21 protein-coding genes are annotated in these 24,774 nt (G+C 36.0%); 6 read left to right on the forward strand and 15 right to left on the reverse strand.

All coding sequences use genetic code 11. The features are described from left to right. Positions 1-321: 321 nt before the first annotated feature. Genes AAIE21_RS08330 through AAIE21_RS08340 form a run of 3 tightly spaced genes read right to left on the reverse strand, consistent with a single transcriptional unit; the run spans position 322 to position 3,363 of the window. Positions 322-1,722: a sensor histidine kinase gene (locus AAIE21_RS08330; RefSeq protein ID WP_343266323.1), complete on the reverse strand. Its 1,401-nt coding sequence runs from the start codon at positions 1,720-1,722 to the stop codon at positions 322-324. A 1-nt stretch (position 1,723) separates the two neighbouring features. Next, positions 1,724-2,395 (reverse strand): response regulator transcription factor, encoded by a 672-nt coding sequence (locus AAIE21_RS08335; RefSeq protein WP_343266324.1) that lies wholly within the window; start codon positions 2,393-2,395, stop codon positions 1,724-1,726. Continuing rightward, positions 2,392-3,363: a YncE family protein gene (locus AAIE21_RS08340; protein WP_343266325.1), complete on the reverse strand. Its 972-nt coding sequence runs from the start codon at positions 3,361-3,363 to the stop codon at positions 2,392-2,394. The genes AAIE21_RS08335 and AAIE21_RS08340 overlap by 4 nt, the downstream gene beginning before the upstream one ends. 330 nt (positions 3,364-3,693) lie before the next feature. Here AAIE21_RS08340 and AAIE21_RS08345 point away from each other — a divergent pair, with 330 nt between their 5' ends. From AAIE21_RS08345 to AAIE21_RS08360, 4 genes are all read left to right on the forward strand, one after another. Further along, complete coding sequence (locus tag AAIE21_RS08345) at positions 3,694-4,809, forward strand: CdaR family transcriptional regulator (protein WP_343266326.1); 1,116 nt, start codon at positions 3,694-3,696, stop codon at positions 4,807-4,809. A gap of 256 nt (positions 4,810-5,065) precedes the next feature. Beyond that, positions 5,066-6,478 carry a glycolate oxidase subunit GlcD gene (glcD, locus tag AAIE21_RS08350; protein ID WP_343266327.1) on the forward strand — a complete coding sequence of 471 codons (1,413 nt, stop codon included), beginning with the start codon at positions 5,066-5,068 and terminating at the stop codon, positions 6,476-6,478. Continuing rightward, positions 6,475-7,803, forward strand: coding sequence for a (Fe-S)-binding protein (locus AAIE21_RS08355; protein ID WP_343266328.1), 1,329 nt, complete (start codon positions 6,475-6,477; stop codon positions 7,801-7,803). The genes glcD and AAIE21_RS08355 overlap by 4 nt, the downstream gene beginning before the upstream one ends. Positions 7,804-8,261: 458 nt before the next feature. Beyond that, the gene (locus AAIE21_RS08360) at positions 8,262-9,059 is read left to right on the forward strand and encodes a CAP domain-containing protein (RefSeq protein WP_343266329.1); all 798 of its coding nucleotides are present in this window, start codon (positions 8,262-8,264) and stop codon (positions 9,057-9,059) included. Positions 9,060-9,277: 218 nt separating this feature from the next. On the opposite strand, the gene AAIE21_RS08365 is transcribed toward AAIE21_RS08360, so the two are convergent. The 11 genes from AAIE21_RS08365 to AAIE21_RS08415 all read right to left on the reverse strand — a co-directional run bounded on the left by AAIE21_RS08365 (position 9,278) and on the right by AAIE21_RS08415 (position 23,105). Further along, positions 9,278-9,883 (reverse strand): DUF1648 domain-containing protein, encoded by a 606-nt coding sequence (locus AAIE21_RS08365; protein WP_343266330.1) that lies wholly within the window; start codon positions 9,881-9,883, stop codon positions 9,278-9,280. Between the two features lie 90 nt (positions 9,884-9,973). Beyond that, a complete protein-coding gene (locus AAIE21_RS08370; RefSeq protein ID WP_343266331.1) occupies positions 9,974-10,897 on the reverse strand; it encodes an RluA family pseudouridine synthase in 924 nt (307 codons plus the stop codon). Between the two features lie 100 nt (positions 10,898-10,997). Further along, a complete protein-coding gene (locus AAIE21_RS08375) occupies positions 10,998-11,414 on the reverse strand; it encodes a histidinol dehydrogenase (RefSeq protein WP_343266332.1) in 417 nt (138 codons plus the stop codon). 339 nt (positions 11,415-11,753) lie between these two features. Further along, positions 11,754-13,949 carry an MMPL family transporter gene (locus AAIE21_RS08380; protein ID WP_343266333.1) on the reverse strand — a complete coding sequence of 732 codons (2,196 nt, stop codon included), beginning with the start codon at positions 13,947-13,949 and terminating at the stop codon, positions 11,754-11,756. Positions 13,950-14,079: 130 nt separating this feature from the next. Continuing rightward, entirely contained in the window at positions 14,080-14,727 is a 648-nt protein-coding gene (locus AAIE21_RS08385; RefSeq protein WP_343266334.1) for a phosphatase PAP2 family protein, read from the reverse strand. Between the two features lie 226 nt (positions 14,728-14,953). Continuing rightward, positions 14,954-16,003 carry a polyamine ABC transporter substrate-binding protein gene (locus AAIE21_RS08390; protein ID WP_343266335.1) on the reverse strand — a complete coding sequence of 350 codons (1,050 nt, stop codon included), beginning with the start codon at positions 16,001-16,003 and terminating at the stop codon, positions 14,954-14,956. 35 nt (positions 16,004-16,038) lie between these two features. Then, the gene (potC, locus tag AAIE21_RS08395) at positions 16,039-16,839 is read right to left on the reverse strand and encodes a spermidine/putrescine ABC transporter permease PotC (protein WP_343266336.1); all 801 of its coding nucleotides are present in this window, start codon (positions 16,837-16,839) and stop codon (positions 16,039-16,041) included. Positions 16,840-16,845: 6 nt separating this feature from the next. After that, complete coding sequence (locus AAIE21_RS08400) at positions 16,846-17,691, reverse strand: ABC transporter permease (RefSeq protein WP_343266337.1); 846 nt, start codon at positions 17,689-17,691, stop codon at positions 16,846-16,848. Then, entirely contained in the window at positions 17,688-18,671 is a 984-nt protein-coding gene (gene potA, locus AAIE21_RS08405) for a spermidine/putrescine ABC transporter ATP-binding protein PotA (RefSeq protein WP_343266338.1), read from the reverse strand. The genes AAIE21_RS08400 and potA overlap by 4 nt, the downstream gene beginning before the upstream one ends. A gap of 234 nt (positions 18,672-18,905) precedes the next feature. Then, positions 18,906-20,273, reverse strand: coding sequence for an aldehyde dehydrogenase (locus tag AAIE21_RS08410; RefSeq protein ID WP_343266339.1), 1,368 nt, complete (start codon positions 20,271-20,273; stop codon positions 18,906-18,908). A 444-nt stretch (positions 20,274-20,717) separates the two neighbouring features. After that, positions 20,718-23,105, reverse strand: a complete 2,388-nt coding sequence (locus tag AAIE21_RS08415) for an immune inhibitor A domain-containing protein (protein ID WP_343266340.1) — start codon at positions 23,103-23,105, stop codon at positions 20,718-20,720. A 378-nt stretch (positions 23,106-23,483) separates the two neighbouring features. On the opposite strand from AAIE21_RS08415, the gene AAIE21_RS08420 reads away from it, so the two are divergent. Further along, the gene (locus AAIE21_RS08420; RefSeq protein ID WP_343266341.1) at positions 23,484-23,615 is read left to right on the forward strand and encodes an anti-repressor SinI family protein; all 132 of its coding nucleotides are present in this window, start codon (positions 23,484-23,486) and stop codon (positions 23,613-23,615) included. An 82-nt stretch (positions 23,616-23,697) separates the two neighbouring features. Then, a complete protein-coding gene (locus AAIE21_RS08425; RefSeq protein ID WP_343266342.1) occupies positions 23,698-24,021 on the forward strand; it encodes a helix-turn-helix domain-containing protein in 324 nt (107 codons plus the stop codon). 89 nt (positions 24,022-24,110) lie between these two features. On the opposite strand, the gene calY is transcribed toward AAIE21_RS08425, so the two are convergent. Then, positions 24,111-24,704 (reverse strand): biofilm matrix protein CalY, encoded by a 594-nt coding sequence (gene calY / locus AAIE21_RS08430; RefSeq protein WP_343266343.1) that lies wholly within the window; start codon positions 24,702-24,704, stop codon positions 24,111-24,113. Positions 24,705-24,774 lie beyond the last annotated feature (70 nt).

Consider the following 24,774-nt stretch of genomic DNA (forward strand, 5'->3'; position numbering starts at 1 on the left):
TTTAATAGATTTGTATTCCAGTTAAATCACCTCAGTATCATCCAAACAACAATTAAAACGATTTATAAGAACATAGCATCCATACTTATTTTAGAACGAATTGGTAAGAAGTACAAATGTTTTGTTCATAAAATCGTCAATTTTTTGCTATATGGAGGGAATTAATGGTTATTATATCCATTAATGGATTAAACATGTTGTTTCTACTGTACTATGCACCTTCATTTCCTATTATATATCTTCTGGATAAATTGGAGCTGCCACCACCAGAAACTTCATTACTCATAAATAGCGAGATAAAAGAAAAGAAGCATGCTTTACCTAAAACATACTTCCTTCTTCATTTAAATGTAATTGTATAATAACGGTTGTACCCTTTCCTTTTTCACTCTCAACTCGCCAATGTCCATCATGGATATGCACAATTTGTTTTACAATGGCAAGCCCTAAACCAGTCCCGCCATGTTGACGACTTCTCGCTTTATCTACCCGGTAGAACCTTTCTCCGAGCTGCTCTAGATGCTCGAAATCAATTCCAATTCCCGTATCTTTTATTCTCAGTTCACAAAACTTATCTTTTTTCTCCAAATGTATGGCAATACTACCATTTTGATTTGTATAACGTATCGCATTATCTAACAAGTTATGAAGCACTTGTTGCATCCGGTCCTCATCAATCGTTACAATAATATCTGGATCAAGATCCGTTGAAATATACAGTTGTTTCTCTGTACTTTTCAATTCATACGTTTCAATTACATCTTCAATGAGCTGCGCGAATACGATTGGTTGTTTCTTTAATGGAAAATGCTCTCCCTCTAGCTGCGCTAGGTCTAACAAATCATGTACAAGCCGCTGCATGCGCCCCGCTTCTTTATGAATAAGCTGCGTAAATTTCGATTGCTGTTGCCCTTTGGCTACACCATCTAAAATCGCTTCGCTATACCCCTTAATGTAGCTAAGTGGTGTTCGAAGTTCATGCGAAACATTCGCTAAAAATTCCTTTCGTTTTGCATCTTCAGTCTCTAATGAAGTAGCCATTTTGTTAAACGCCTTACCTAGACGACCAATTTCATCTTCAGATGAAATTGTAATACGCTCAGAAAAATCTCCTGTGGCCATATGATTTGCAACTCGTTCCATTTGTGAAAGCGGCTTTGTAATTGCAATAATAATTTTTCGACCAATCCATATTGTAAGCAAAATCATAACGAAAGCTAACGGAGCTAAAATAAGTCCCATATCATAGATTAAATCTTTAATACTCTTTAAGGGAATATACGAGTACACAATCCCAACTAACTTCTTATCTTCTAAAACAGGAATGACAACTCCCATAATATTACGATGAAAATGTTCTTCATATCCAACCTTCGTAACCGTTTTTCCATCTAACAATGTTTGTCTATCACTCTCACTAATAAGAGAATGATGATGTACATCAAAAGGCAAACAAGCACTTAAATCGCGAGGATTGCTCACAAAAAGTACATCCGCAATCGTGATGCTGTCAAACGTCCGGACTTTCTCTTCAAATACCGACACATCTTTCTGTTTGTTATATTGCGATACGAGTTGTTTTCCTTCCATTACTAATGAATCTTCGATATTTTGAACATATAACTTTTCATACGAATATAGGGACACGAAATAGAGAAAAGAAACTGTTACACATACTGCACATACTACCGTAAGCCAAAGCTTTTGTACCATCGTAAACATGTTACACCTCAAATTTATAACCTACACCCCATACCGTTTGAATGTAGTTTCCACTTTCTCCAAGTTTTAAACGCATCGTTTTGACATGTGTATCTACCGTTCTTGTACTTCCTGCATAGTCATATCCCCATACTTTTTCAAGCAATTGCTCCCGGCTGAACACTTGTCCATTATGCTGACAAAGAAAATACAGTAAGTCAAACTCTTTTACCGTAAGGGAGATTGTCTCACCGTTTGTCTCAATTTTCCTGCTTTTTTCATTGATTTCGATTGGACCAAATTGAAGCTCTTCTTGTTGTTCTTGCTTTGTATATCTTCTTAATACAGCTTCCATACGAGCGATTAGTTCTCCAGGACTAAATGGCTTTACAATATAATCATCTGCTCCCATCCGTAAGCCATTCACACGGTTCCATTCTTCTCCTTTTGCTGTTAAAAAAATAATCGGTACATCGGAGGTTTTTCGGATTTCTTTACAAACTGAAATCCCATCCATCTCCGGCATCATAATATCTAAAATAACAAAATCGTAATGAGCCGTCTCAAGCATATGAAGGGCATCTTTTCCGTTCTCTGCTTCTCCCCATTCATATCCGAAATTATCTAAATACATGCCTACAAGCTGCCTCATATCACTTTCATCATCTACAAGTAACACTTTATGTTTGTTCATTTCTCTCTCCCTTCTCTGTGCTTAAGTTGAAATGGTCCCTTTCCAACTGCAATCGTTTGTTTTATTTTCATATTCTCTATATCAATTACATACACTTCATTACTATCATAGCTTGCTATATAGCCTTCTTTCTCACTTTTCAAAAAAGCAAATGGATTAGATCCTACCTCAAGAGCTCCTACTTCTTGATATGTTCGTGTATCAAATTTTCTTAATGTATTTGATCCATGACTTAAAGCATACATCAATCTTTCATCACCCGAAATACTAACTGGCATAAATGGTGCATGTAAAGAACGAACCATCTGTCCATTTTCTAAAGAATAGACCAATACTTTCTCATTCACTTGCGTACCATCACCATGCCCACCAATCCATATTTCCTTTCCATCAGCGCTAACCATGGCCCCAGTTGATGCTGGTGGTACCATAAATGAATGCACAACTTTCTTTTGGTCTAAGTCAATCGTGGATAGCTGCGTATCATAAAAATTCAATACATGTAATTGTTTATCATGCTGCACCATTGTTAACGGGCCTTTCCCTACCGAAACACTTCCGGTCTCTTTTCCATTGATCGTAAAGAAGCGTACTTTTTGTTCATTTTGATCAGCCATAAACAATTGTTTTCCATCATTTGCTACAATGACATTCGTAATTCCTTTTCCTGTCTTCCATTTGTTCACTTGATTTCCTTCTGTTAACGAGTATATATATGCATATTCTAACTGCTTACCATATACAACCATGTCTTCCCCACTTGGAAGCAGCGCAATTCCTGTAATAGGTTCTTTTAATTCCCATGTTGTTACTATTTTTTTAGATTTTTCATCAATAAAACTAACGCTACCTTCTTTAATATTGGCTGTTATAAGGATACTTTTATTTTTAGCAATCGGTGTATATGAATTACCTTGACATCCTGCTAATAGAAACAAAAAACATAGAAGAAAAAAGTATTTCTTCAAAAGATTCCCTCCATCTTTAAATGATTTCGTTATAATTGTAAAATAGCAAATATTTGTGAGGAAAGTGTGAAATCTTCCTATCTTAATAAAACTACATATATATAAATACATTTTGATTTTTCGACATATTAGCTGCGGTTATGAAAACAAAAACAGTCCTCCACTTATTTCCTCTTTTTGTTTTCTCACGGCATGGGGCGAAAAAAGGCACTGACCGCTTCTATGCATGGCCGGATGCTCTCGCCCACCTAAAAAGAATGGTTTGATGTTAGTTTTTCAACTTGGATTTATATATAATGTACAACAAATAGAAATAGAGGTGTGCAAATTATGCTTTTCCCTGATTTGGCAAATAAGATTGTCCGTAAAGTTCGAAGGCTAATTACTGAGAATATTATTATTATTGATATAAAAGGTACAATTATTGCTAGTACAGACTTCGAGCGAATTGGAAAATTTCACGAGGGCGCTCTTCGTTGCGCGAAAGAAAAGAAAACAGTCATTATTACAAAAGAAGATGAACAGTATTTACAAGGAGTAAAGGCTGGAATGAATCTTCCCCTTCTTTTCCATGATGAAGTCATCGGTGTAATCGGTATAACAGGAGAACCCGAAAACATTTCACAATATGGAGAAATACTAAGAAAGATGACCGAATTATTAATTCATGAAAATTATTTTCTAGAACAACTAGAACTCGAACAACGCTCATATGAGGCATTTGTTTTTGATTGGCTTCAAAGCAACGATTGGTCTGCGAGTTTTCTCGACCGAGCAAAGACACTGGGCATTGATTTACATAAGAAAAAACAACTCATTTTATTTTCCTTTGATCAAGATGATACGATGCTACAACGAAAAATTTGGCAGCATATGCGTAACTTGTTAACAAAAGAGGAATTATTTGTACGCTGGGGAAATGACCGTTTTATCTTATTTACAACAACGGAAACAAAGAAAAGGACCTTTCAATTTTTAAAACGACTAAAACAAGATTGTGAAGCTTTATTTCCTATTACGCTATATATCGGTATCGGACAAACTGTTATGCCAAGCGAAATGCATCTATCCTATGAACAAGCATTACGTGCTCTTTCAGTTGCCTTTGAAACAAAGGGGATTATATTTAATGAAGATTTACGTTTAGAAATGTGTTTACAAGATATTACTGCTGAAACTCGTCAGGAATTTCTCCAGCGCACGATTTATAACTTATTATCTGCAACTGAGCTCATGCAAACACTACGCTTATTTATTGATTATAATCAATCCTATAAACAAACAGCAGAAAGATTACACATTCACATTAATACATTGCATTACAGACTAAAAAAAATCGAGGAACATACAGGACTCGATCCAAAACACTTTAAAGATTTAATTGTTTTATACTTCGCTCTCCTTTTATTAGATAATCATACAAAAAAAGATATTAAAACCAATTAATCTTCAGTTATTCATACATAGAAAGAAATCTCCTACTTTTTTATGATTATAATGAAAACACTGTTACAACGCTTTTATTCTTATTTTCTTTCATCAGCTATATGCTTTAACTATTCACGGACAATACAAGCATTATTAGCGTGAGGTAAAAATTCCACTGATGGAGATTTTGATTTATATCACAGGACTAAATGATGAAATAAACCAAATTCTTATGGATAGGATAAATAAGTTAACAGTTAAAGGGGGATTTCTAATGTTAGAACAGCGTATTATTGATTCATTCGTATCCATTGTTGGTCAAGATAATGTAGATACATCCAACATGGGACGTTTAACGTATAGTTACGATGCAACTCCAAATTTCCAAGCGATGCCAGATGTGGTTGTCGCACCACGCGATACAAACGAAGTAGCTGAAATATTAAAAGTATGTAATGAGCATAAAGTTCCAGTTTACGTTCGTGGCTCTGGAACAAACCTTTGCGCAGGAACATGTCCACTTGAAGGCGGAGTTGTTCTGATTTTCCGCCATATGAATCATATTTTAGAAATAGATGAAGAAAACTTAACAATTACCGTGCAAGCTGGTGTCATTACACTTGATATTATTAAAGCAGTGGAAGAAAAAGGGCTATTTTACCCGCCAGATCCAAGCTCCATGAAAATCTCTACAATTGGCGGTAACATTAATGAAAATTCAGGTGGCTTACGCGGTTTAAAATACGGTGTAACACGAGATTATGTGATGGGTCTTGAGATTGTCTTGCCAAATGGTGATATCATTCGCACAGGTGGTAAATTAGCAAAAGATGTCGCTGGCTATGATTTAACTCGTCTATTCATCGGCTCTGAAGGCACACTTGGTGTTGTAACTGAAGCCATTTTAAAACTTGTTCCAATGCCTGAAACAAAGAAAACAATGCTTGCATTATATCAAGACATCAATGAAGCTGCTCGTGCTGTTTCAGCAATTATTGCAAATAAAATCATTCCAGCAACACTTGAATTTTTAGATCAGCCAACAATTGAAGTGGTAGAAGAATTTGCACAAATTGGTTTACCAACAGATGTAAAAGCAATTCTCCTGATCGAACAAGATGGCTCTCCTGAAGTTGTTAACCGTGATATTGAAAAAATGGCTGAAGTTTGCCGTTCTATGCATGCGGTTGATGTTCGCGTTGCAAAAGATGAAACGGAAGCAGATGCACTTCGCACAGCACGCCGTAGCGCTCTCTCTGCTTTAGCAAGACTGAAACCTACCACAATTTTAGAAGATGCTACTGTACCACGCTCTCAAATTGCTCCTATGGTTGAAGCAATTAATGCCATCGCTAAAAAATATGATATTTCTATTTGTACATTTGGGCATGCCGGTGATGGAAACTTACATCCAACATGTATGACTGATGCTCGTAATGCAGAAGAAATGCATCGTGCTGAACAAGCCTTTGCAGAAATCTTCGAAAAAGCAATTGAACTTGGCGGTACTATTACAGGTGAACATGGCGTCGGTGCCATGAAAGCTCCTTATTTAGAGTTGAAGTTAGGAAAAGAAGGCATCGCTGCTATGAAAGGCATTAAACAAGCTTTCGATCCACATAACATTATGAACCCTGGAAAAATGTTTGCCAAGGACTCTCGTAAAAGAGTGGTGGTAGAAAAATGACAACACTAAATAAGGAACAGATTCAAAAAGAATTTAAAGAACGCCTGAATGAGGATGAATTATTAAACTGTATGCGATGTGGGTTTTGCCTGCCGACTTGTCCTACCTATATTCAATCTGGATATAAAGAGTCCCATTCTCCCCGCGGTCGTATCGCTTTAATGAAGGGCGTTGTTGACGGCTTAATTGAACCGGATGAAGATGTTGAAAATACATTAAATGTTTGTCTTGGCTGCCGCGCTTGTGAACCTGTTTGTCCATCTGGCGTAAACTACGGGCATTTATTAGAAGAAACGCGAGATATTATTAATCAAAATAAAAAGTTTTCTATGCCAGTCAAAGCTGTTCGCAAAATTGTATTTGAAGGGTTATTCCCTCATCAAAATCGCATGAGAACATTAACAGGACTAATCGGCTTTTATCAGCGCTCTGGTTTACAAACATTAACACATAAAACAGGCATTATGAGGTTGTTCCCTGACACACTTGCAACAATGGACCTCGTCTTGCCAAAAGTACCGAAGATGAAAGAAATGAAAAACCGACCTGAGTTTTTACCAGCTGAAACAACAAAGAAAAAACGTGTTGCTTTCTTTACCGGTTGTTTAATGGATACTATGTTTTTAGAAACAAATAACGCTACAACAAAGCTTCTTCAGCTTGCTGGTTGTGATATTGTAATTCCAAAAGAACAAAGTTGTTGCGGAGCACTTCATGGTCATGCCGGAGAAAAAAGCGGTGCAAAAGAGCTTGCAAAAAGAAACATCCAAGCCTTTGAAGATTTAAAAATTGATTATATTATTACAAACGCCGGCGGTTGCGGCGCATATCTCGTAGATTATGACTACTTATTAAAAGATGACCCTGAATGGGCAGAGCGTGCAAAACATTTTGTCGCAAAAATAAAAGATATTACAGCTATTTTAGTAGAATTAGATTTTCATAAAAGAACTGATCTACGCCTTCCTCCACAAATTATTACGTATCAAGATTCTTGTCACTTGCGTAATGTCATGCGGACATCTTCTCAGCCACGTATGCTGCTGCAAGCAATTCAAGGTGTAACCTATCGTGAAATGAAAGAAGCAGACCGCTGCTGCGGTTCTGCCGGTATTTATAATATTGTACACTCTGAATTATCCATGGAATTTTTAGATTACAAAATGGAGCGTGTCAGTGAAACTGACGCGGCAACCATTGTCACTGCGAATCCTGGTTGCTTATTACAAATGAAACTCGGCATTGAACGAGAAAAACTCTCTCATAAAATGAGAGGCATTCACATTGTAGATTTATTGTTAGAAGCAATTGAATACAATTCGTAATATATGTAACAATATGAAAACGGCTATCTCCTTCTTCTATGTAAAGAGATAGCCGCTTTTTTATACGCTACAAGATTAAAAATATGTTACTGTCTATAAAAAAAGAACAACAAAAAGATTACAGTTTTGTAAAAATACATCCATTATATTCCTCGAAAAAACAGAGAAACCCTTGATATAATAGGTTTCTCAAACTTCCATAAAGGTAATTTCAACCAAATTATCCCCTTCATTAGCAAGGCAGAAAATGCTGAAAATTCCTGTTACAATCTAGTTTTCTCCTATTTTATCTCTTATTTCATTCTAGGATAAAATAGGTAATTTTATAGTCTATGTATTTTTTTCCATCTTTTTTCCGGCAATTTGTATGCTACGATGAATTTGTCAGTCAGACAGGCTGTCAAAAACAAATCTGTGTGAGAACAGTTAAAAAACTTTTATATAGGGGGACACATGTCATGAAAAAACGTGTTTTATTATCTGTAGCAGCAGCAACTGCATTTACATTCGGAGCATCTACTCTTAATGCAGAAGCGTCAACAGTACAACCATCTACAACAAAGGTTCAAAATATTCAGCAAGCTAAAGTCTTTATGCAACATATGAATCAAGAAGAATTACAAAAATACTTACAATCTATGGGAATTAACTCTCTAGCACAATTCCAGCAAGGTAACTGCTTCATTCCTGGTCAACAACCAAATGTACCAGCGCCAGAAACTACGAAACCTGTAGAACAAAAACCAGCTGAAAACAAGCCTGCTGAAGAAACAGCGAAACCAGAAGCACAAAAGCCAGCTGAAAACAACAACAATACTAATAACAACGAAACACAAAAACCGGCTGAAAATAAGCCTGCTGAAGAATCAAAAGGTTCTTTAAGCGAATTTGAACAACGCGTTTTTGAATTAACAAACGCAGAGCGTACAAAACAAGGCTTACCAGCATTAAAAGTTGACGCTGAGTTAAGTAAAGTTGCACGCGCTAAATCTGAAGACATGCAAAAAAATAACTACTTCGATCATAACAGCCCAACATACGGATCTCCATTCGATATGATGAAGAAGTTTGGTATTTCTTATAAATCTGCAGGTGAAAACATTGCACAAGGCCAACGTACACCAGAAGAAGTTGTACAAGCTTGGATGAATAGTGAAGGTCACCGTGCGAATATTTTAAATAGTGGTTATACTCACATCGGTGTTGGTTATGTTGAAAGTGGAAACTACTGGACACAACAATTTATTACGAAGTAAGTATAAAAACTGATAGAAAACCTTTCTTTTTAGAGGGGAGAGAGGATCTGGCCGTGCATAGAAGCGGTCAGATCCTTTTTCTGCCTCATGCCATATGAGAAACCAAAAGGAGACAGTGAGTGCAGGTCTTCTTTTGTGCTTCATAGCCATACAACTTCTATGTTGGAACGTCAACATAGATTTATATAAAAGGAGTCTCCTATTACGGAAGACTCCTTTTATGTTTCATAATTTTCTAGTATATATGAATACAAAATACAAAACAGAAAAAAAATCGATCCGAGGCTAATCACACCAATTAGTAGATAAAATCCCCATTGTAGCCTTAAGAACAAACAAATTAATATGATAAGCGACATGCATTGAAAAATACGTTGACTAAACAAGCGTATTTTCTGTAACACAATCGGCTCCTCTTCTTTTTTTCTTCCTTTTTTAAATCCTTTACTAACCATAAAAAGAAACGCACTAATACCTATTATAAGACCGGTTTGAAATGGTATATCTATGCCCGTACCAATGGCAAGAATAAGCATATGAATAAATAATAAAAATAGCGATATATTCTCTTTAAATCTCATTACAATATAGTGATCATTCTCATTAAACTTATATACGTAACGTGAGAGTATATACAACAGACCATGAAAAAAAACAATAAGACAAGGAATAAATAATACAACAACTTGCTTCCTCGCATATTCATTTGGTTCACCAGCCTGATTCCAATGCACCGCTAGATAGTTCGGTAAATTTGGATATAGAAACAACGTAAATAGAAGGCCAGCAAGAAATATACCCATCATATATTTATATCTTACCAAGTAATCTTCACCTCTCTTTTCTATTTACGGCTTCGATTTTCACAAAAAATTTCCTGCAAAAAATATCTTTCTCAACTAAACAGAAAAACTTTATTTATTCGACATTTTAAAAGATTCCATGAGGTTATTTAAATAATTAGGAAGTGATACCTCTACTGTTATCTCTTCTTTTGTAATTGGATGTAAAAAAGCAATCCGCATAGCATGTAAGGCTTGATGAGACATATATGTTGCTTGTCCACCATATAACGTATCACCAATTAGAGGATGACCACTATGACTCATATGAACGCGAATTTGATGTGTTCTTCCTGTCTCTAATTGTAACGTTACAAGCGTTACATCTTGCTTCTTAAAGTATTTCTCTACTCTATAATGCGTTACAGCATGATCACCTTTTGGAGACACACGACGCCTCGTTGCATGATGTCGATCTCTTCCAATCGCTTCGTCAATCATTCCTTGCTTCTTTTTTACTTTCCCTTCTACCAATGCCAAATATGTTCTTTTAATGTTACGCTCCATTAATAACCGGTCCATAATAGCACCAGCTATCCCATGTTTCGCAAATACAACACCACCTGTTGTATCTTTATCTAATCGATGAATATGACGTACTTTCGTCTCTACACCTTGCATTTGTAAATGAAAAGCAACGAGGTTCGCGAGTGTTCCTGTTCCACCTTTGCTAGAAGGATGCGTATCCATATGCGCAGGTTTATTTACAATTAATACGTGGTCGTCTTCAAATATCACTTCTAAATCACCGAACTCCGGCTGGACACCATACTCTTCCTGGATAAACATATGAACTTGCAGTTTATCTCCTTCTTGTAAAGGTTCACTCCACCCTTTTCGTTCTCCATTGACGATGATACCTTTTTCCATACGAAGCCTGTGTAATAGTTTTTTTGGGACGCCCCATTCTTCTTCTAACAAAGAATCAATGCTGATATCGCTCCATTTAGCAGGAACCGTAATTTCGCACCATTCTCCCTTTCTTTTCATTTCCATACTTGATCCACCTTATTTCTATTGATTCTACTATTGTAACGGAAAATGATTCATTATGCATTGTTTAACGCAAAAGACAGTCTACATAATAGACTGCCCGCTAAGCACGTAATTTCTTCATTTCTTGTAACATCTCTTCCGCTTTCTGCTCATAAGATAAATCTTTAAAAAAGTCTGCTAGTCGCTTATAGTCGTTGTAAGCATCTAATAAATCATCTATCGTTTCTTCCTGAGGAACTTTTGGCTTTGATTTCATTTTTACTGGGTACCGATAACCGGACATCTCATGTATTTTATAATACTCTTCCTCTACTTGAATTACTTTCACAAGTTCCTCTTCTTCAGCATCCATTGTATACCCATCAAATTCCCTCAGTAGTTCATAAATAATATGAGTCCATTCATCTTTTGGGTAAAATCCTTTTTCTAGCCTATAGCCGACAATGCGATACATGTGCCCATCATTTTCTGCAAACTGTACAGTATCATTTAACTTAAATTTAAAATAGCGAAACATTGTCTTCACCTGCTTTTATATGTATTGTTCTTACCACATACTATTTGCAAAAAGAGGGTAATGCTATTCATGAAAAAAGCATTCATATATAAGAGAAACTGCGAAAAAACTTTTCTTTTTGGGTGAGAGAGAATCTAATCATGTGTAGAGGCGGTCAGTGCCTTTTTTCGCCCCATGCCGTGTGAAAACAAGGGAATGAAATGAGAGAAGATCCGATTTTGTGTTCATAGCCGCGACTGATATGCAAATAAATATATATGAAACAAATGATAGATCAAGAAAAAGCCACTGAAAAACTTCCGTTTTTCAGTGGCTTTTCTAGAAGATTAGCGCTTTTTTTCAATCCGATGATTTTACTTTTTTCTTTCGAAACGGCAGCCACCAGTTCCAATCTCCGAACATTTTCATTAAACTTGGTACAAGCATGAGCCGAATAATCGTTGCATCAAGAAAAATAGCAAGTGCCACACCAAGCCCCATCTGCTTTACTGGTAAAATATCAGTAAATGCGAATGCTCCTGTTACCACAATCATAATAAGAGCAGCTGATGTAATAATACGACTTGTTGATACAAGTCCTTCTAACGTTGCCGTATCATTATCTCCCGTCTCTTCATACAATTCATGGATACGAGAAATAAGAAATACTTCATAGTCCATACTTAAGCCGAACACAAGACCGAATATAAAGATTGGTAACACGAATAAAACTGAGCTTTCTTCCAATCCAAAATGTCCACCTTCAAATAACCAAATCACAATACCGATGGTTGCACTTAAACTAAGTACATTCATCACAATCGCCTTGATTGGAATAAGTATAGAACGGAATGCAAATAGCAAAATAAAGAAAGTAGAACCGAATATGACAGACATCCCAATCACAACTTTATCTTTAATTTCATCCTCTAATTCTTGTTGAAATGTTGTCATACCACCTAAATAATATGTAATGCCCTCATCTTTATAAGTGTCTTTAAAATCACGCACCCATTGCTTCGCCGTTTCCGTTCTTGGCTTTGTATCCAAGAAGATTTGGAGTGTTGTTTTGTTTCCTTTTGTATATGCTTCCAGTACAGGCTCCACTTGCGTACGCTGCGGAGATTGTAACAATGTAGCGAGCTGTTCGGATTTCATACCATTTAGCTCATCATATAGACTTTTTACTTTATATACATGCTTATCTTTTTTCAGTTTTTGAATAACATCTTCTAACTTCTGTAAATTTTCTTTCTCCATGACATTATTTTTCATCTCTAGTACTAGAGTAACATCAGCATGTGTTTTTACAATTTTGTTGAACGACTCTTCATACTTTTCATATGCAATTCGTGTATCACTTTTCTCTGGCAATGCTTCTACACCAGGAAATTGCAGATTAGCGGTACGGAGCGGTAACAAACAGACAATAATAAACAAAGTTACAACGATAATCATCATAATAGGATGCTTCATAACAAATTGAGCGAACTTACGCCACATATTTGAAGTGCGAGGTGCAGTTTGATTCTTTTTCAATATTCGCCTCCCTATTAACGATAACAACGCTGGAAGAAGTGTAAGCGAAAATAGAATACTCATTACAACAACAATCATTCCACTAATCGCAACAGATTGAATATAATCAATTTCAAAGAAAAACAAACCAGATAAACCAACAAAAACACATAATCCGGAAAATACAATAGCGCGCCCCGCTGTTTGATATGTGACAGCTATGGCCTCTTTTACAGTTCGATGTGCTACTTCCTCACGAAATCGATTTACAAATAACAATGCAAAATCAATTGACAACGCAAGGCCAATCATAGGTGCAACATTTAATACAAAAATCGATAACTCTTTATCTACACCAATAAAATATAAAATCCCCATTGTACTAATAACGCTAAGCGCCCCGTTGACAATCGGCAAAATCGATGCAAGCAAACTACCGAATGAAAATAGTAGTACAAGAAAGGCAATTGGCAATCCAATCATTTCTGCTACTTTCAAATCATTTTGTGTCCGCTCATTAATTTCTTCATTGATTTTTGGAAAACCTGTTGGTGATACTTTCAAAGTATCGTTACTTTCCTTTTTTATTTCTTCTGCAAATTGTAATGTCTTTTCATTCCGTTCTTTACTTGTTTTCCCGGAAAATAAAATCGTCGCATACGCAATATCGTCTCGTGACATTTCCTTATTTTCTAATGGATGATGGAATGAATCATACGTTTCTTTCGTTTGAATGTTTGTTACAATGTCTTCTATTCGTTTTTGAAACTCTTCTTTTGAAGTTCCTTTATTCTTTTGAAATACGAGAAGGAGCGTATCTTGAGACTGTTTAAAATCTTTATCTAAAATTGCTTTTGTCGTTTGATAGTCTCCTTTTGTTTGAAAACCATCCCCCCCTAATACACCTGGAAGTTTTGGTGCAAAAATACCGAGTGCTATCGCTAACACAACTAATAAGGCAATAACTGTATAGCGAAATCGATAAAGAAAAGTACCCAGTTTCCCCCATTTATCTATTTTATGTACACTTGTCTTCACACATCTTCACCTACTTTATATAATTAGTGAATCCATCTATATTTTAGCACATCTTACCATAACCAATGATAGCACATAATATAAAAAAACATCCGAAATCCCCAGTAATCTAGGACTTTTCGGATGCTTCTCACCTTTCTTGATTTGTTCCAAATCGCTCTGAAAGTAAGCGATGAAAATAAATAGCCATAATCAATAAAATACCACTTAAACAATAGCCAGCTAAAATATCAGTCGGATAATGTACAGATAAAATAACTCTACTTAATCCAATCCATATAATTAGTAGTGCCATAGCAATCGTGATAACAACTTTCGCTGCCACATTTTTTACGTTTGCAGCAATGATATAACCAAGAAACCCATATGTAATAATAGACAGCATGGCATGCCCACTTGGAAAGCTATATCCAAGAGCATCAAGTGCTTCATTTAAGCTTGGACGATCTCTTTGCACAATTTCTTTTATTCCTTTATTTATAAGGTGTGTGATTAACACAGCCGTAGGATAAACAACCATCGCTACATAATAACGCTTCTTCCAAAAAACGAAAAGACTAAGAGCAAGCGTGCTTATAATTCCAATTGCAGATCCCAGCTTTGTAAAATTTGAAAAAAATGAAAGTGAACTTTCTGTTTGTAATCCTCTTACAAGTCCTTGTACATATGTATCCATTATGGTCACACCACCAGCTTGTACCCTCCAAGCAATGATGCCAAATACAACAAGCAATAAAATACCACAAAACAACTCATATTGATGTAATTTTCGTTGCAACCTTTTTCCTCCTATTATGAAAAAATGCGATTTCTATTTAGAAACCGCATTTTATTATATATCCAATTTGTTTTTCCAACACATAAGTCACGCCCATGAAAACAAAAGGAGGTTTCCACTCATTTTCTACTTCTGTTTTCACATGGCATGGGGTTGAAAAAGGTTCTGACCGCTTCTATGCTCGGCCGGATCCTCTCTTCCACCTAAAAGATTAGGTTTTCTATCTTTATTTCCCCTTTGTTTTTAACTCCGTCCAGTAACGATCATACTCTTTTAACTTATTGTCTACATCAACAAGCCACTCTGTACGATTTAATTCATCTTGTGATAAGAAGATCATTTTATTATCACGGTATTCTTTACTGTGAAGTTCCCAAGCTTTTTCATTTGGATTACTATATCCAATGGATTCATAGTTTTTCACACTTACTTTTTCATCCATTAAATAGTTCATAAACTTCTCTGCAAGTTCTTTATGTTTCGCGCCTTTTGGAATCGCTAATGTATCCGCCCAAATTGTACCGCCTTCTTTTGGAACAACATATCCTACATCTTTATTATCTTTTGCAATAAACGCCGCATCTCCAGACCAGACTGTTCCAATCCATGCATCTTCTGTAATAAACTTTTGTTTAATATTATCTGTATCAAATGCAAGTAGGTTAGGAAGTAGCTTTTGTAAGTCAGTAGCTGCTGTTTTTAACTCTGCGTCATTTTGCGTGCTATTTGAAAATCCGTTCTTTTTTAGACCCATTCCTAATACTTCACGAGAATCATTTAATAAAGTAACATGCCCTTTATATTTCTCATTCCATAAATCATTCCAACTTGTTGGAGTTTCTTTTACATACTTTTTATTATATGCAATCCCTGTTACTCCCCAAGTATATACAAGTGAATATTTATTCTCTGGATCAAATGCAGGTGTTTTAAAGTTAGATACAAGATTCTTTACGTTCGGAATGTTGTTTTTATCTAACGGCTCTAATAAATCCATTTTCGCCATCGTTTTAACCATGTAGTCTGACGGTTGAATTAAATCATATTTTGCACCGCCAGCTTGTAATTTCGCAAGCATTTCTTCGTTACTTGCGTATTTATCATAATTAACTTTGACGTTATATTCCTTTTCAAAATCTTTTATTACTTGTTCATCAAAATTATCAGCCCAGCTATAAATATTTAACTCTTCCTTCTTTTCACCACATCCAGCTAATAGGCCCGCAGCAAGGCTGAAGCTAATCGCTGCGCCAGCTACTGTTTTCATCCATTTCATCGATTCATTACCTCCTCATTCTTTGTAATTCATTTTTATAACGGAAGATGTCCTCCGGAGTTTTCTTCACCATCGGCACCTTTATTACGGAAGATTTCTGATGCAACCATTAATCCAACAATCACAACAATTAATATTGTAGAAAGGGCATTAATTTCAGGTGTTACACCTCGTTTAACCATACTATAAATGTATAATGGCAATGTTGTTGATCCTGGACCCGATACGAAGAAACTAATCACAAAATCATCAATTGATAGTGTAAATGTTAATAATGCCGCTGAAACCACACCAGGTGCGATGCTCGGAAGCGTTACGTAACGAAACGTTTGCCACGGGGTTGCACCTAAATCATTCGCTGCTTCTTCTAAATCATGTCCCATACCAGAAAGACGTGCAGCTAAAATTACAACAACAAATGAAATACTAAATGTAATGTGCGCAATAATAATAGTAACTTGTCCAAGTTCCATTCCAAGTTGACTAAATAAAATAAGTAAAGATAATCCCATTAAAATATCAGGAATTAAAATTGGTAAATATACAAGACCATTAATTGCCCCTTCAAAACGATATTTATAACGATGTAATGCAACAGCGAAAATTACACCTAGAACCGTTGTTACAACAGTCGTCACAATCGCAATTGTAATACTATTTACAAATGCATCAATAACATCTTGCTTTTGAAATAAATCTGTATACCAATGGAATGTAAATCCTTCCCATTCTGCGTTAATACGAGAATCGTTAAAAGAATATACCATGAGAACCATCATTGGAAAATACAAGAACAATAAAATTAACCAAGAATAAGAGACTAAAAACTTCTTCATCTTCGTCTATTCCCCTCCGTTTCCGTATTTATATACTTTCGTTGCACGATAATATAAGTAAATTAACAGAACAGAGAACAGAACGACAATAATTGATAACGCTGACCCAAATGGCCAATCACGTGCACCTAGGAATTGGTTTTGAATCACGTTTCCGATTAACGCTACTTTTGATCCACCCATGACGTCTGAAACAACAAACATTCCAATAGATGAAACAAATACTAAAATCGAACCAGTAGCAACCCCTGACATTGTCATTGGCAATGTTATATGCCAAAATGCTTTCATCGGTGTCGCTCCTAAATCATATGCCGCTTCTAACTTACGTTTATCCAGCTGCTCAATTGCTGCGTACACTGGTAAAATCATAAATGGCAGTAAAGAATATACCATCCCTAATACAACAGATGGTGTATTATACAATAAATTTAACGGTTCATTAATAATTCCTAACTTGAGCAACAAGGTATTCACAAGACCTTGTGAACGTAAAATAACAATCCATGCATACGAGCGTACAAGAAAGTTAATCCAAAACGGAATCGTTGCCAATAATAAAAGAATAGAACGATATTTACGATCAACAATTGTAATTGTATATGCAAACGGATAGCCAATGAGTAAGCACAGTACCGTTGTAATAAACGCAATTTTTACTGTTTCCCATAATGTATTCATATACAGCGAGTCAAACACGCGGGATATATTATCTAACGTAAATTGCATTTCCACTGTTCCGTATGCTCCGCGCTGTAAAAATGCAAATGCTAATACGAATAAAAGCGGAAATAAAAAGAAGATTAGTAACCATGTAACTGTAGGTAATGCGAGTAGTTTCCCTTTTTTCAATTTAAGGTCACCTCATCCTCTTGTTCCCAGCCTACGTATACATTATCCCCAATACTCCACTGCGTTGCTTCTTCTGCAGTTTGGTATGCCATTAATAGTTCTGATGTTTTTTCATCACGTACATACAGCTTCTCCATATTTCCAACAAATTCGATATCTTCAATATGTCCAAGATGGTATTCTTTTAAAATTGGTTGCTCTACCGAACGTATTTTCACATTTTCAGGGCGAACTGCTACGTAGTTTTCCCCATTTTTAATAATATTATTTTCACCAATAAATGTCGCTACAAACAAAGTTTTCGGTTCTTTATAGATTTCTTTTGGCGTTCCGATTTGCTCGATATGCCCTTTATTCATAACGACAATACGGTCACTCATACTCATTGCTTCTTCTTGATCATGCGTTACATAGATGAACGTAATTCCTAAATCACGTTGCAGATTTTTCAATTCACGTTGCAAATCTTTTCTTAACTTAAAGTCTAGTGCTCCAAGTGGTTCATCTAGTAATAGCACACGTGGGTTATTAACAATCGCCCTTGCAATTGCAACACGCTGTTGTTGTCCACCAGAAAGTTTTGCTGGCTTACGATTACGGAATTCAAGAAGCTGTGTTAAACGCATCGCTTCTTCTGCACGTTCTTTTTGCTCCACTGCTGATACTTTTTGCATCTTCATACCAAAACAAATATTTTTCTCAACCGTCATATGTGGAAATAATGCATAATGCTGGAACACTAGGTTCATATGACGTTTATAAGGTGGTAAATCATTGATTCTTTCTTCATCAAGTAAAAGGTTACCTTTTGTAGGAGTTTCAAAACCTGCAATCATACGAAGTAACGTTGTTTTCCCACAACCGCTCGGTCCAAGAATTGTTAAAAATTCTCCTTCTTTAATATCTAAAGAAAGAGGTGGAATAATCACTTGATCTCCAAAATGTTTTTCTACCGCTTCAACTTTAATAATCTTTTTCATTTTCCCGTCCTATCTACCTCAAATTTTTAATCTTTATATTCATGAATAAATATTAGTTTTCTATAAACTCTTTTGTTTCGATCCAAACAAAAATGATTGTATAACAGCGCTCTTCTCTATTCTTTATGTAGTATGTTTGATTCATTTTCGCATGTACACATGTCGAACAGAAAAACCCCTTCAAGTGAGAAGGGGCTTTTATCATACGGCTACGCCTACTGATAAACACCATCATCATTTTAACAACTTTCGTATGAATTTTAAAGCACTTTTTGTAGAAGAATAACGAATTTTCATATCAAACACTGTAGATTGAGACAAAATGCTTTTATAGTGCGAAAATGTGCGAAAACTTTGTTTTCCATGATAACTTCCTAATCCACTACTTCCAACGCCACCAAAGGGTAAATATGGCGTTGCAAGGTGATACACAACATCATTTATACACCCACCACCATATGAGATATTACGTGTAATTTGTTTTTGAATGTCTTTACTCTCTGAAAATACATATAAAGCTAATGGTTTCGGCTGTCTCTGAATTCTTCCAATGATGTCTTCTACTTTCTCGTATTCTATAATCGGCAAAATGGGACCGAAAATTTCATCTTCCATAACAGAATCCTGCCATGTAATATTTGTTATAACGCTCGGCTCAATATGTAGCGTTTCTTCATTATATTTCCCGCCAATTTCAACCTTGCCATCTTGTAAAAACGAACATAACCTTTCAAAATGACGTTTACTAACGATCCGAACGTAATTTTCATTTTGCAGAGGTTTTTCTCCATATTGATTGTTAATTTCATTTCGCAGTGCTTCAACCAATTGTTCTTTTACAGAAGAATGAACATATATGTAATCCGGCGCAACACACGTTTGACCTGCATTTAAGAATTTCCCCCAAACAATGCGCCTTGCTGCTATTTCTAGTTTCGCATCATCATGCACAATACATGGGCTTTTCCCCCCAAGCTCTAACGTAAGGGGTGTCAAACTTTTAGCTGCTGCTTCCATAACAATTTTCCCTACTCCAACACTACCCGTGAAGAAAATATAATCAAACGGCTCTTTTAACAATGCTGTACTCTCATCAATACCGCCTTCAACAACCGCAACCAGTTCAACCGGAAATAACTCTTGTAACATATTTGCAAGGAGATTAGAAACATTAGGTGTCAACTCTGAAGGCTTTAATACAACCGTGTTTCCAGCGGCAATTGCCCCTACAAGCGGTGCAATCGCAAGTTGAAATGGATAATTCCACGGAGCCATTACAAGAGTAACACCGTATGGCTCTGGAACGACTTTCCCTTTCGAACCAACGTGTGTCAATGCTGTACGAACGCGCCTTGGCTTACTCCATGAAGAAAGGTGTTTTATTAAAAATGAAATTTCCTTTAATACGTATCCAACCTCTGTCGTAAATGACTCATGATCGGATTTATTTAAATCTAATTTTAACGCTTGAAAAATATCAGATTCAAAACGCTGAATCCCTTCATATAATCTTTTTAGATGTTGCTTTCTTACCTCTATATTTCTTGTGTGCCCTTTGTAAAAATATGATTTTTGCTCGTTCACAATAGAAGTCATATTCATCTGCTATCCCTCCTTCTACATTTACATTTCAATATATAAATCACTGCTATGAGAAAAAAAGTTACCTGCACTCATTCTCTCTTTTTGTTTTCACTTGGCATGGGCTAAACGCTTCTACACATAGACGGACCTCTCTTCCTTCTAAAAAGAAAGGTTTTCTATCCGTTCTTCAACTTATATAACTCTATTTTAATTTTCAACATACATGTCACTGCTATGAAAACAAAAGCAAATTTCCACTCATTTTCTCCTTTTGTTTTCACTCGGCATCGGGATAAAAAGGATCTGACCGCTTCTATGCATGATTGGATCCTCTTTCCCACCTAAAAGAAAAGATTTTCTATCCTTAAAGTTTCATTATATATGAGTTTTTATTTCATATAAAATACATTTGCTCATGAAAAAAAGCTGTTGAAAGGAAAACTTTCAACAGCTTCTTCAGAATTAACGATATAAGCGAACTGCACCTGCAGATTTATCATCAGCTTGGCCAACTACTTCAAATTTCAGGCCAAGTTTCGGTAAGATACGTCCTGCATCTGGAATTTGTTTGTTAATATAAGTTTTAGAATCGTCGAATTTCGCAACGCCTGGTAATCCATTGTATTCAAATGTTCCACGAGTTGGTGATACGACTTTCCAAGCTGGTGTTTGATCGAAAGAGAACGCAGCATCAGCAATTTGATAACGTGTGCTATCTTTAAATGTTGGCTTGCCATTTAAAGTTCCTGCAATTGCTTCAGGATGAGAGTCAACTACGCCAAGGAATCCGTATCCTGGATGTACGCCAACCCAGTTATCTGTATAGCTAGAGTCTGCATACCATACAACCATACCTGTGTTGTATACTGGACCACGAGCATGTTTAAGCGCTTCGTCCGAACCAGCATAGTTTCTCCACTCTACATAGTAGTTGTGCTTTTTCTGCTCAATTCCGTTAGAAACAACGAATCCATCTAGCTTAAATTGAGTTTCGCCTTCTGCATCATCAGAGAATACAACATTACCATCTACTGTTAGCGTTGCATTATCAAGAGTAAATCCATTTAATGCTAATCCACCATCAGTAATGTATTCAAATACAAGCTTCACTTTTTTGCCTTTGAATTGGCTTAAGTCATACGACTTGTCAACCCATTTTCCAAGAGTTGTATCTGCACCATCTTTTACATTCTTCTTACCAATCGTATCGATTAATGTTTTTGTGCCATCTTCTGCAACTGCATGTACTTCTAAGAAATCATAATCTGTTTCGATTTCATACAACGATTTGTAATCAAACTTTGCATTTGCTGCTTTTGTTAAATCAAATAAAGGTGTTTCTAATGTTGTATGAAGGTCGTCACCTTTTGTACTATAGTAGTACTTCTTACCAAATGCTGGCTCAATTCCTTTTACCTCTTTATCTGGTAAGTTAACACGAACCATGCCTGGTCGAGCTGTTTTTGTTACACTTTGATCTAAGTATGTTGCATAACCAATTCCTCGGTTTAACTTATCATAATCTACTTCCACAATATTCGCCCAGTTTCCACCAATTGTTTTTTGGAAGAACTCTTTGTTTTGTGGAGATAAACTTGTTGGTGTTGTTCCAGCAATTTTACCTGCCCAGCTACCACCACTCATAATAGACCATGATTGAACTGGTTCACCACCGCCAGAATACTTTGTATCATACTCATCTGGAAGACCTAAATCATGACCGTATTCATGTGCGAATACACCAACTGCTCCATCTTCAGGTTCAATTGTGTAGTCAAATGCTGCCATTTTACCATTCCAGTATGGTACTTTTGCTTGTGTACCTTCTATTTCATATGGTTTTTGGCCAATTGTCCAGCGGTGTGACCAAATTGCATCGTCACCTAATTTACCACCACCAGCTTCTTGTCCAACACCAGCATGGATAACCATTAAGTGGTCAATTAAACCATCTGCTTGATTTTTATTTCCATCTTGGTTTACATCATATTGATCAAATTGATCAAATTCTGATAAATCAAGGCCACTATCTACCGCAGCTTTTAACGCATCTTTGATCAGATCGCGAGGTCCTAATGGTCCTTTATTATCATGACCACCGTCTCCAGCATCTGCACCGTAATCAGCCGCTTTACCTGGAACTGTTAACCACTTTGTAACTGTTCCATCTACTGTATAGCTACCGCCAGATTGTTCTTCATAATATTTCTTAAATGTTTCAATGCTTGTCCCATCTTCTAATTTAAACGGTTCGTCACCAAATAACATTTTTTGATAATGTTCCTGATTAAAATCCTCAGAATACATATAACCAGGCTCTTTATCGATATTGTTATGTTTAAAGTCTGCATACTCTACTAGTAAAACTAGTACTTTATCTTTACGAACCTCTCCGTTATACTCTTTTGCTTTTGCAGGAGCCGTTGGTACTTTACCATTTAAGGCACCTCTAACTGGACCTGTCCCAGCACCATTTCCATTTGCTGGCTGTTCTAATTTTTCCTTTGTATCTGCCTTTGCATCTTTAACCTTCTTCAAGAAATCAGATGCTTCTTTTGTAACAGAATCACCAGTTGTTACTTCTTTCCCCGGGTTGTCACCCTTCTTTTTCTCTACATACTTTTCGACAGCTTTCTTTGTTTCTTCTTTTGAAGCTGATGAATCAATTACTCCACGTTTTTTCAGAGCATCCGCTAAACGCTCCTCTGGAATTAAATGATCATCAATTGGACTTGTAGGTGTTTTTGCAGGTGTTTCTGCATAAACAGACTGACTACCAGCCCCAAACGAGCAGCCTAGTACAGCTGCTAAAGCAAGTGTTGATAACACTTTGAATGGTTTCTTTTTCATCCCATTTCCTCCCCTAATAAGAATATGTACTAATATTTAGATAATAATAAAAATTCAGTAACTTTTCAATAATTTGTTTTATTTTGCGTTATTTTGTAAAATTCGTAATATTTTTGTAAAAATTACATATTATTCATAAAAATTTTTCTCAATGTGTCAGTCATTTCTGAAGATATTGATAATTTTTGATAAAACTATTACAATTTCTTTATAGAATGACGAAATTGTAACTTCTTTATTGGTTTTACCTACAAAATATACAATAAATTAACATTATTTTTACCAAATTAACTTTTCGAAATATTATAATGTGTTTAAAAGATTGTTTATTTTGTACGATTTATGACATGACAATTAGACATTAGGGAGGAATACACTTTGTACAAAGAAAAGACAGATACGCTAGATCAGGATTGGATTGATTTAATGCTCGAAGCTCTAGATGCTGGAATTGCGATTCAAGATATTGAACACTTTTTCCAACGTATGAACCAACCTACTGGAAACTAGCAGAGGTGTTCTTTTTAGCGAAATTTGTGTTATACTAATGACATCATAAGCCGATTACATACTTACAGAAAGGTGCGCAAAGATGATAGGAGAACGTATAAAACGCCTTCGTTTGCAAAGAGGGATTTCTTTAACAGAGCTTGCTGAAAAAGCCGGTGTGGCAAAGTCTTACATCAGCTCTATTGAACGTAATTTGCAAAAGAATCCTTCCATTCAATTTCTTGAAAAAATCGCAAATGTTCTACAGATACCAGTTGACACGCTCCTCCATGACAAAACAACATCCGAAAGCCAATTGGACTCGGAATGGACACATCTCGTCAAAGAAGCCATGAACTCCGGTGTTTCAAAAGAGCAATTCCGCGAATTTCTAGAGTTTACAAAATGGAAGCAAAACCAGAAATAGTGTATACGAGAAGGGGTGCATACTGGGGAGCACTCTTTTTTTATTTAAGAAAAAAGCGGGGAATCTCCCCGCTTTTCCGCTTAATTTTCTTATCTTTCTTCCCCATCTGTTTGGTTTGCATTAAATGTCCATTCTAGGTTTAATGCATCGCCTTGGAATTTATTTTGATCGTCTTTATTATCTACAAACTCAAATTGTACCCATAGGTAATCTTCTGTTCCAGCTTCTAAACCGCCATTTTCACCCCACTCTGGAGCAAAGATATCTTTCGCTAAAACATCTGGATCAACCTTTTGTAAATCTGCTAATGTTGTTTCATATACAGGTTCACTTTGTTTATCCCAGTTCCAAAGGAATTTCACTTTAATATGCTTACCGAAATCTTCCCCAGCATTATCGCCTTTTGCATCTTTCACTTCGTATTTCGTTGCTAATTTCACATCTTTAATTGCTAATGTACCGCTGTTCTTTAATAAGAACTCTTTCTTAACAGTATCACCTGGTTTTAAATCTTTAATGTCTACAAGTGTTTTAGGGTCCAAAGTAAGATCTAATGTACCCGCTGCAAACGTATTGTTTGATACTTCTTTGTCACTAAAGTAAGCGAATGTTCCCCCACCGATTAAAGATAATCCTAATGCTGCTGAAGCGACTCCCATACCTAATTTTTTCTTTAAACTCACTTTAAATTCCCCCTAAGCTTTTTTATTGTTATCTCTTAATGATTGGATAAGAGGTATAACTAATAGAACA

This window comes from Paenibacillus sp. 102, from assembly GCF_039549175.1.
Classification (GTDB): domain Bacteria; phylum Bacillota; class Bacilli; order Bacillales; family Bacillaceae_G; genus Bacillus_A.

Coding starts and splice junctions, on each gene's coding strand:
- AAIE21_RS08330 (WP_343266323.1), bottom strand. CDS start 1,722: ATGTTTACGATGGTACAAAAGCTTTGGCTTACGGTAGTATGTGCAGTA.
- AAIE21_RS08335 (WP_343266324.1), bottom strand. CDS start 2,395: ATGAACAAACATAAAGTGTTACTTGTAGATGATGAAAGTGATATGAGG.
- AAIE21_RS08345 (WP_343266326.1), top strand. CDS start 3,694: ATGCTTTTCCCTGATTTGGCAAATAAGATTGTCCGTAAAGTTCGAAGG.
- glcD (WP_343266327.1), top strand. CDS start 5,066: ATGTTAGAACAGCGTATTATTGATTCATTCGTATCCATTGTTGGTCAA.
- AAIE21_RS08355 (WP_343266328.1), top strand. CDS start 6,475: ATGACAACACTAAATAAGGAACAGATTCAAAAAGAATTTAAAGAACGC.
- AAIE21_RS08360 (WP_343266329.1), top strand. CDS start 8,262: ATGAAAAAACGTGTTTTATTATCTGTAGCAGCAGCAACTGCATTTACA.
- AAIE21_RS08370 (WP_343266331.1), bottom strand. CDS start 10,897: ATGGAAATGAAAAGAAAGGGAGAATGGTGCGAAATTACGGTTCCTGCT.
- AAIE21_RS08375 (WP_343266332.1), bottom strand. CDS start 11,414: ATGTTTCGCTATTTTAAATTTAAGTTAAATGATACTGTACAGTTTGCA.
- AAIE21_RS08390 (WP_343266335.1), bottom strand. CDS start 16,003: ATGAAATGGATGAAAACAGTAGCTGGCGCAGCGATTAGCTTCAGCCTT.
- potC (WP_343266336.1), bottom strand. CDS start 16,839: ATGAAGAAGTTTTTAGTCTCTTATTCTTGGTTAATTTTATTGTTCTTG.
- potA (WP_343266338.1), bottom strand. CDS start 18,671: ATGAAAAAGATTATTAAAGTTGAAGCGGTAGAAAAACATTTTGGAGAT.
- AAIE21_RS08410 (WP_343266339.1), bottom strand. CDS start 20,273: ATGAATATGACTTCTATTGTGAACGAGCAAAAATCATATTTTTACAAA.
- AAIE21_RS08415 (WP_343266340.1), bottom strand. CDS start 23,105: ATGAAAAAGAAACCATTCAAAGTGTTATCAACACTTGCTTTAGCAGCT.
- AAIE21_RS08425 (WP_343266342.1), top strand. CDS start 23,698: ATGATAGGAGAACGTATAAAACGCCTTCGTTTGCAAAGAGGGATTTCT.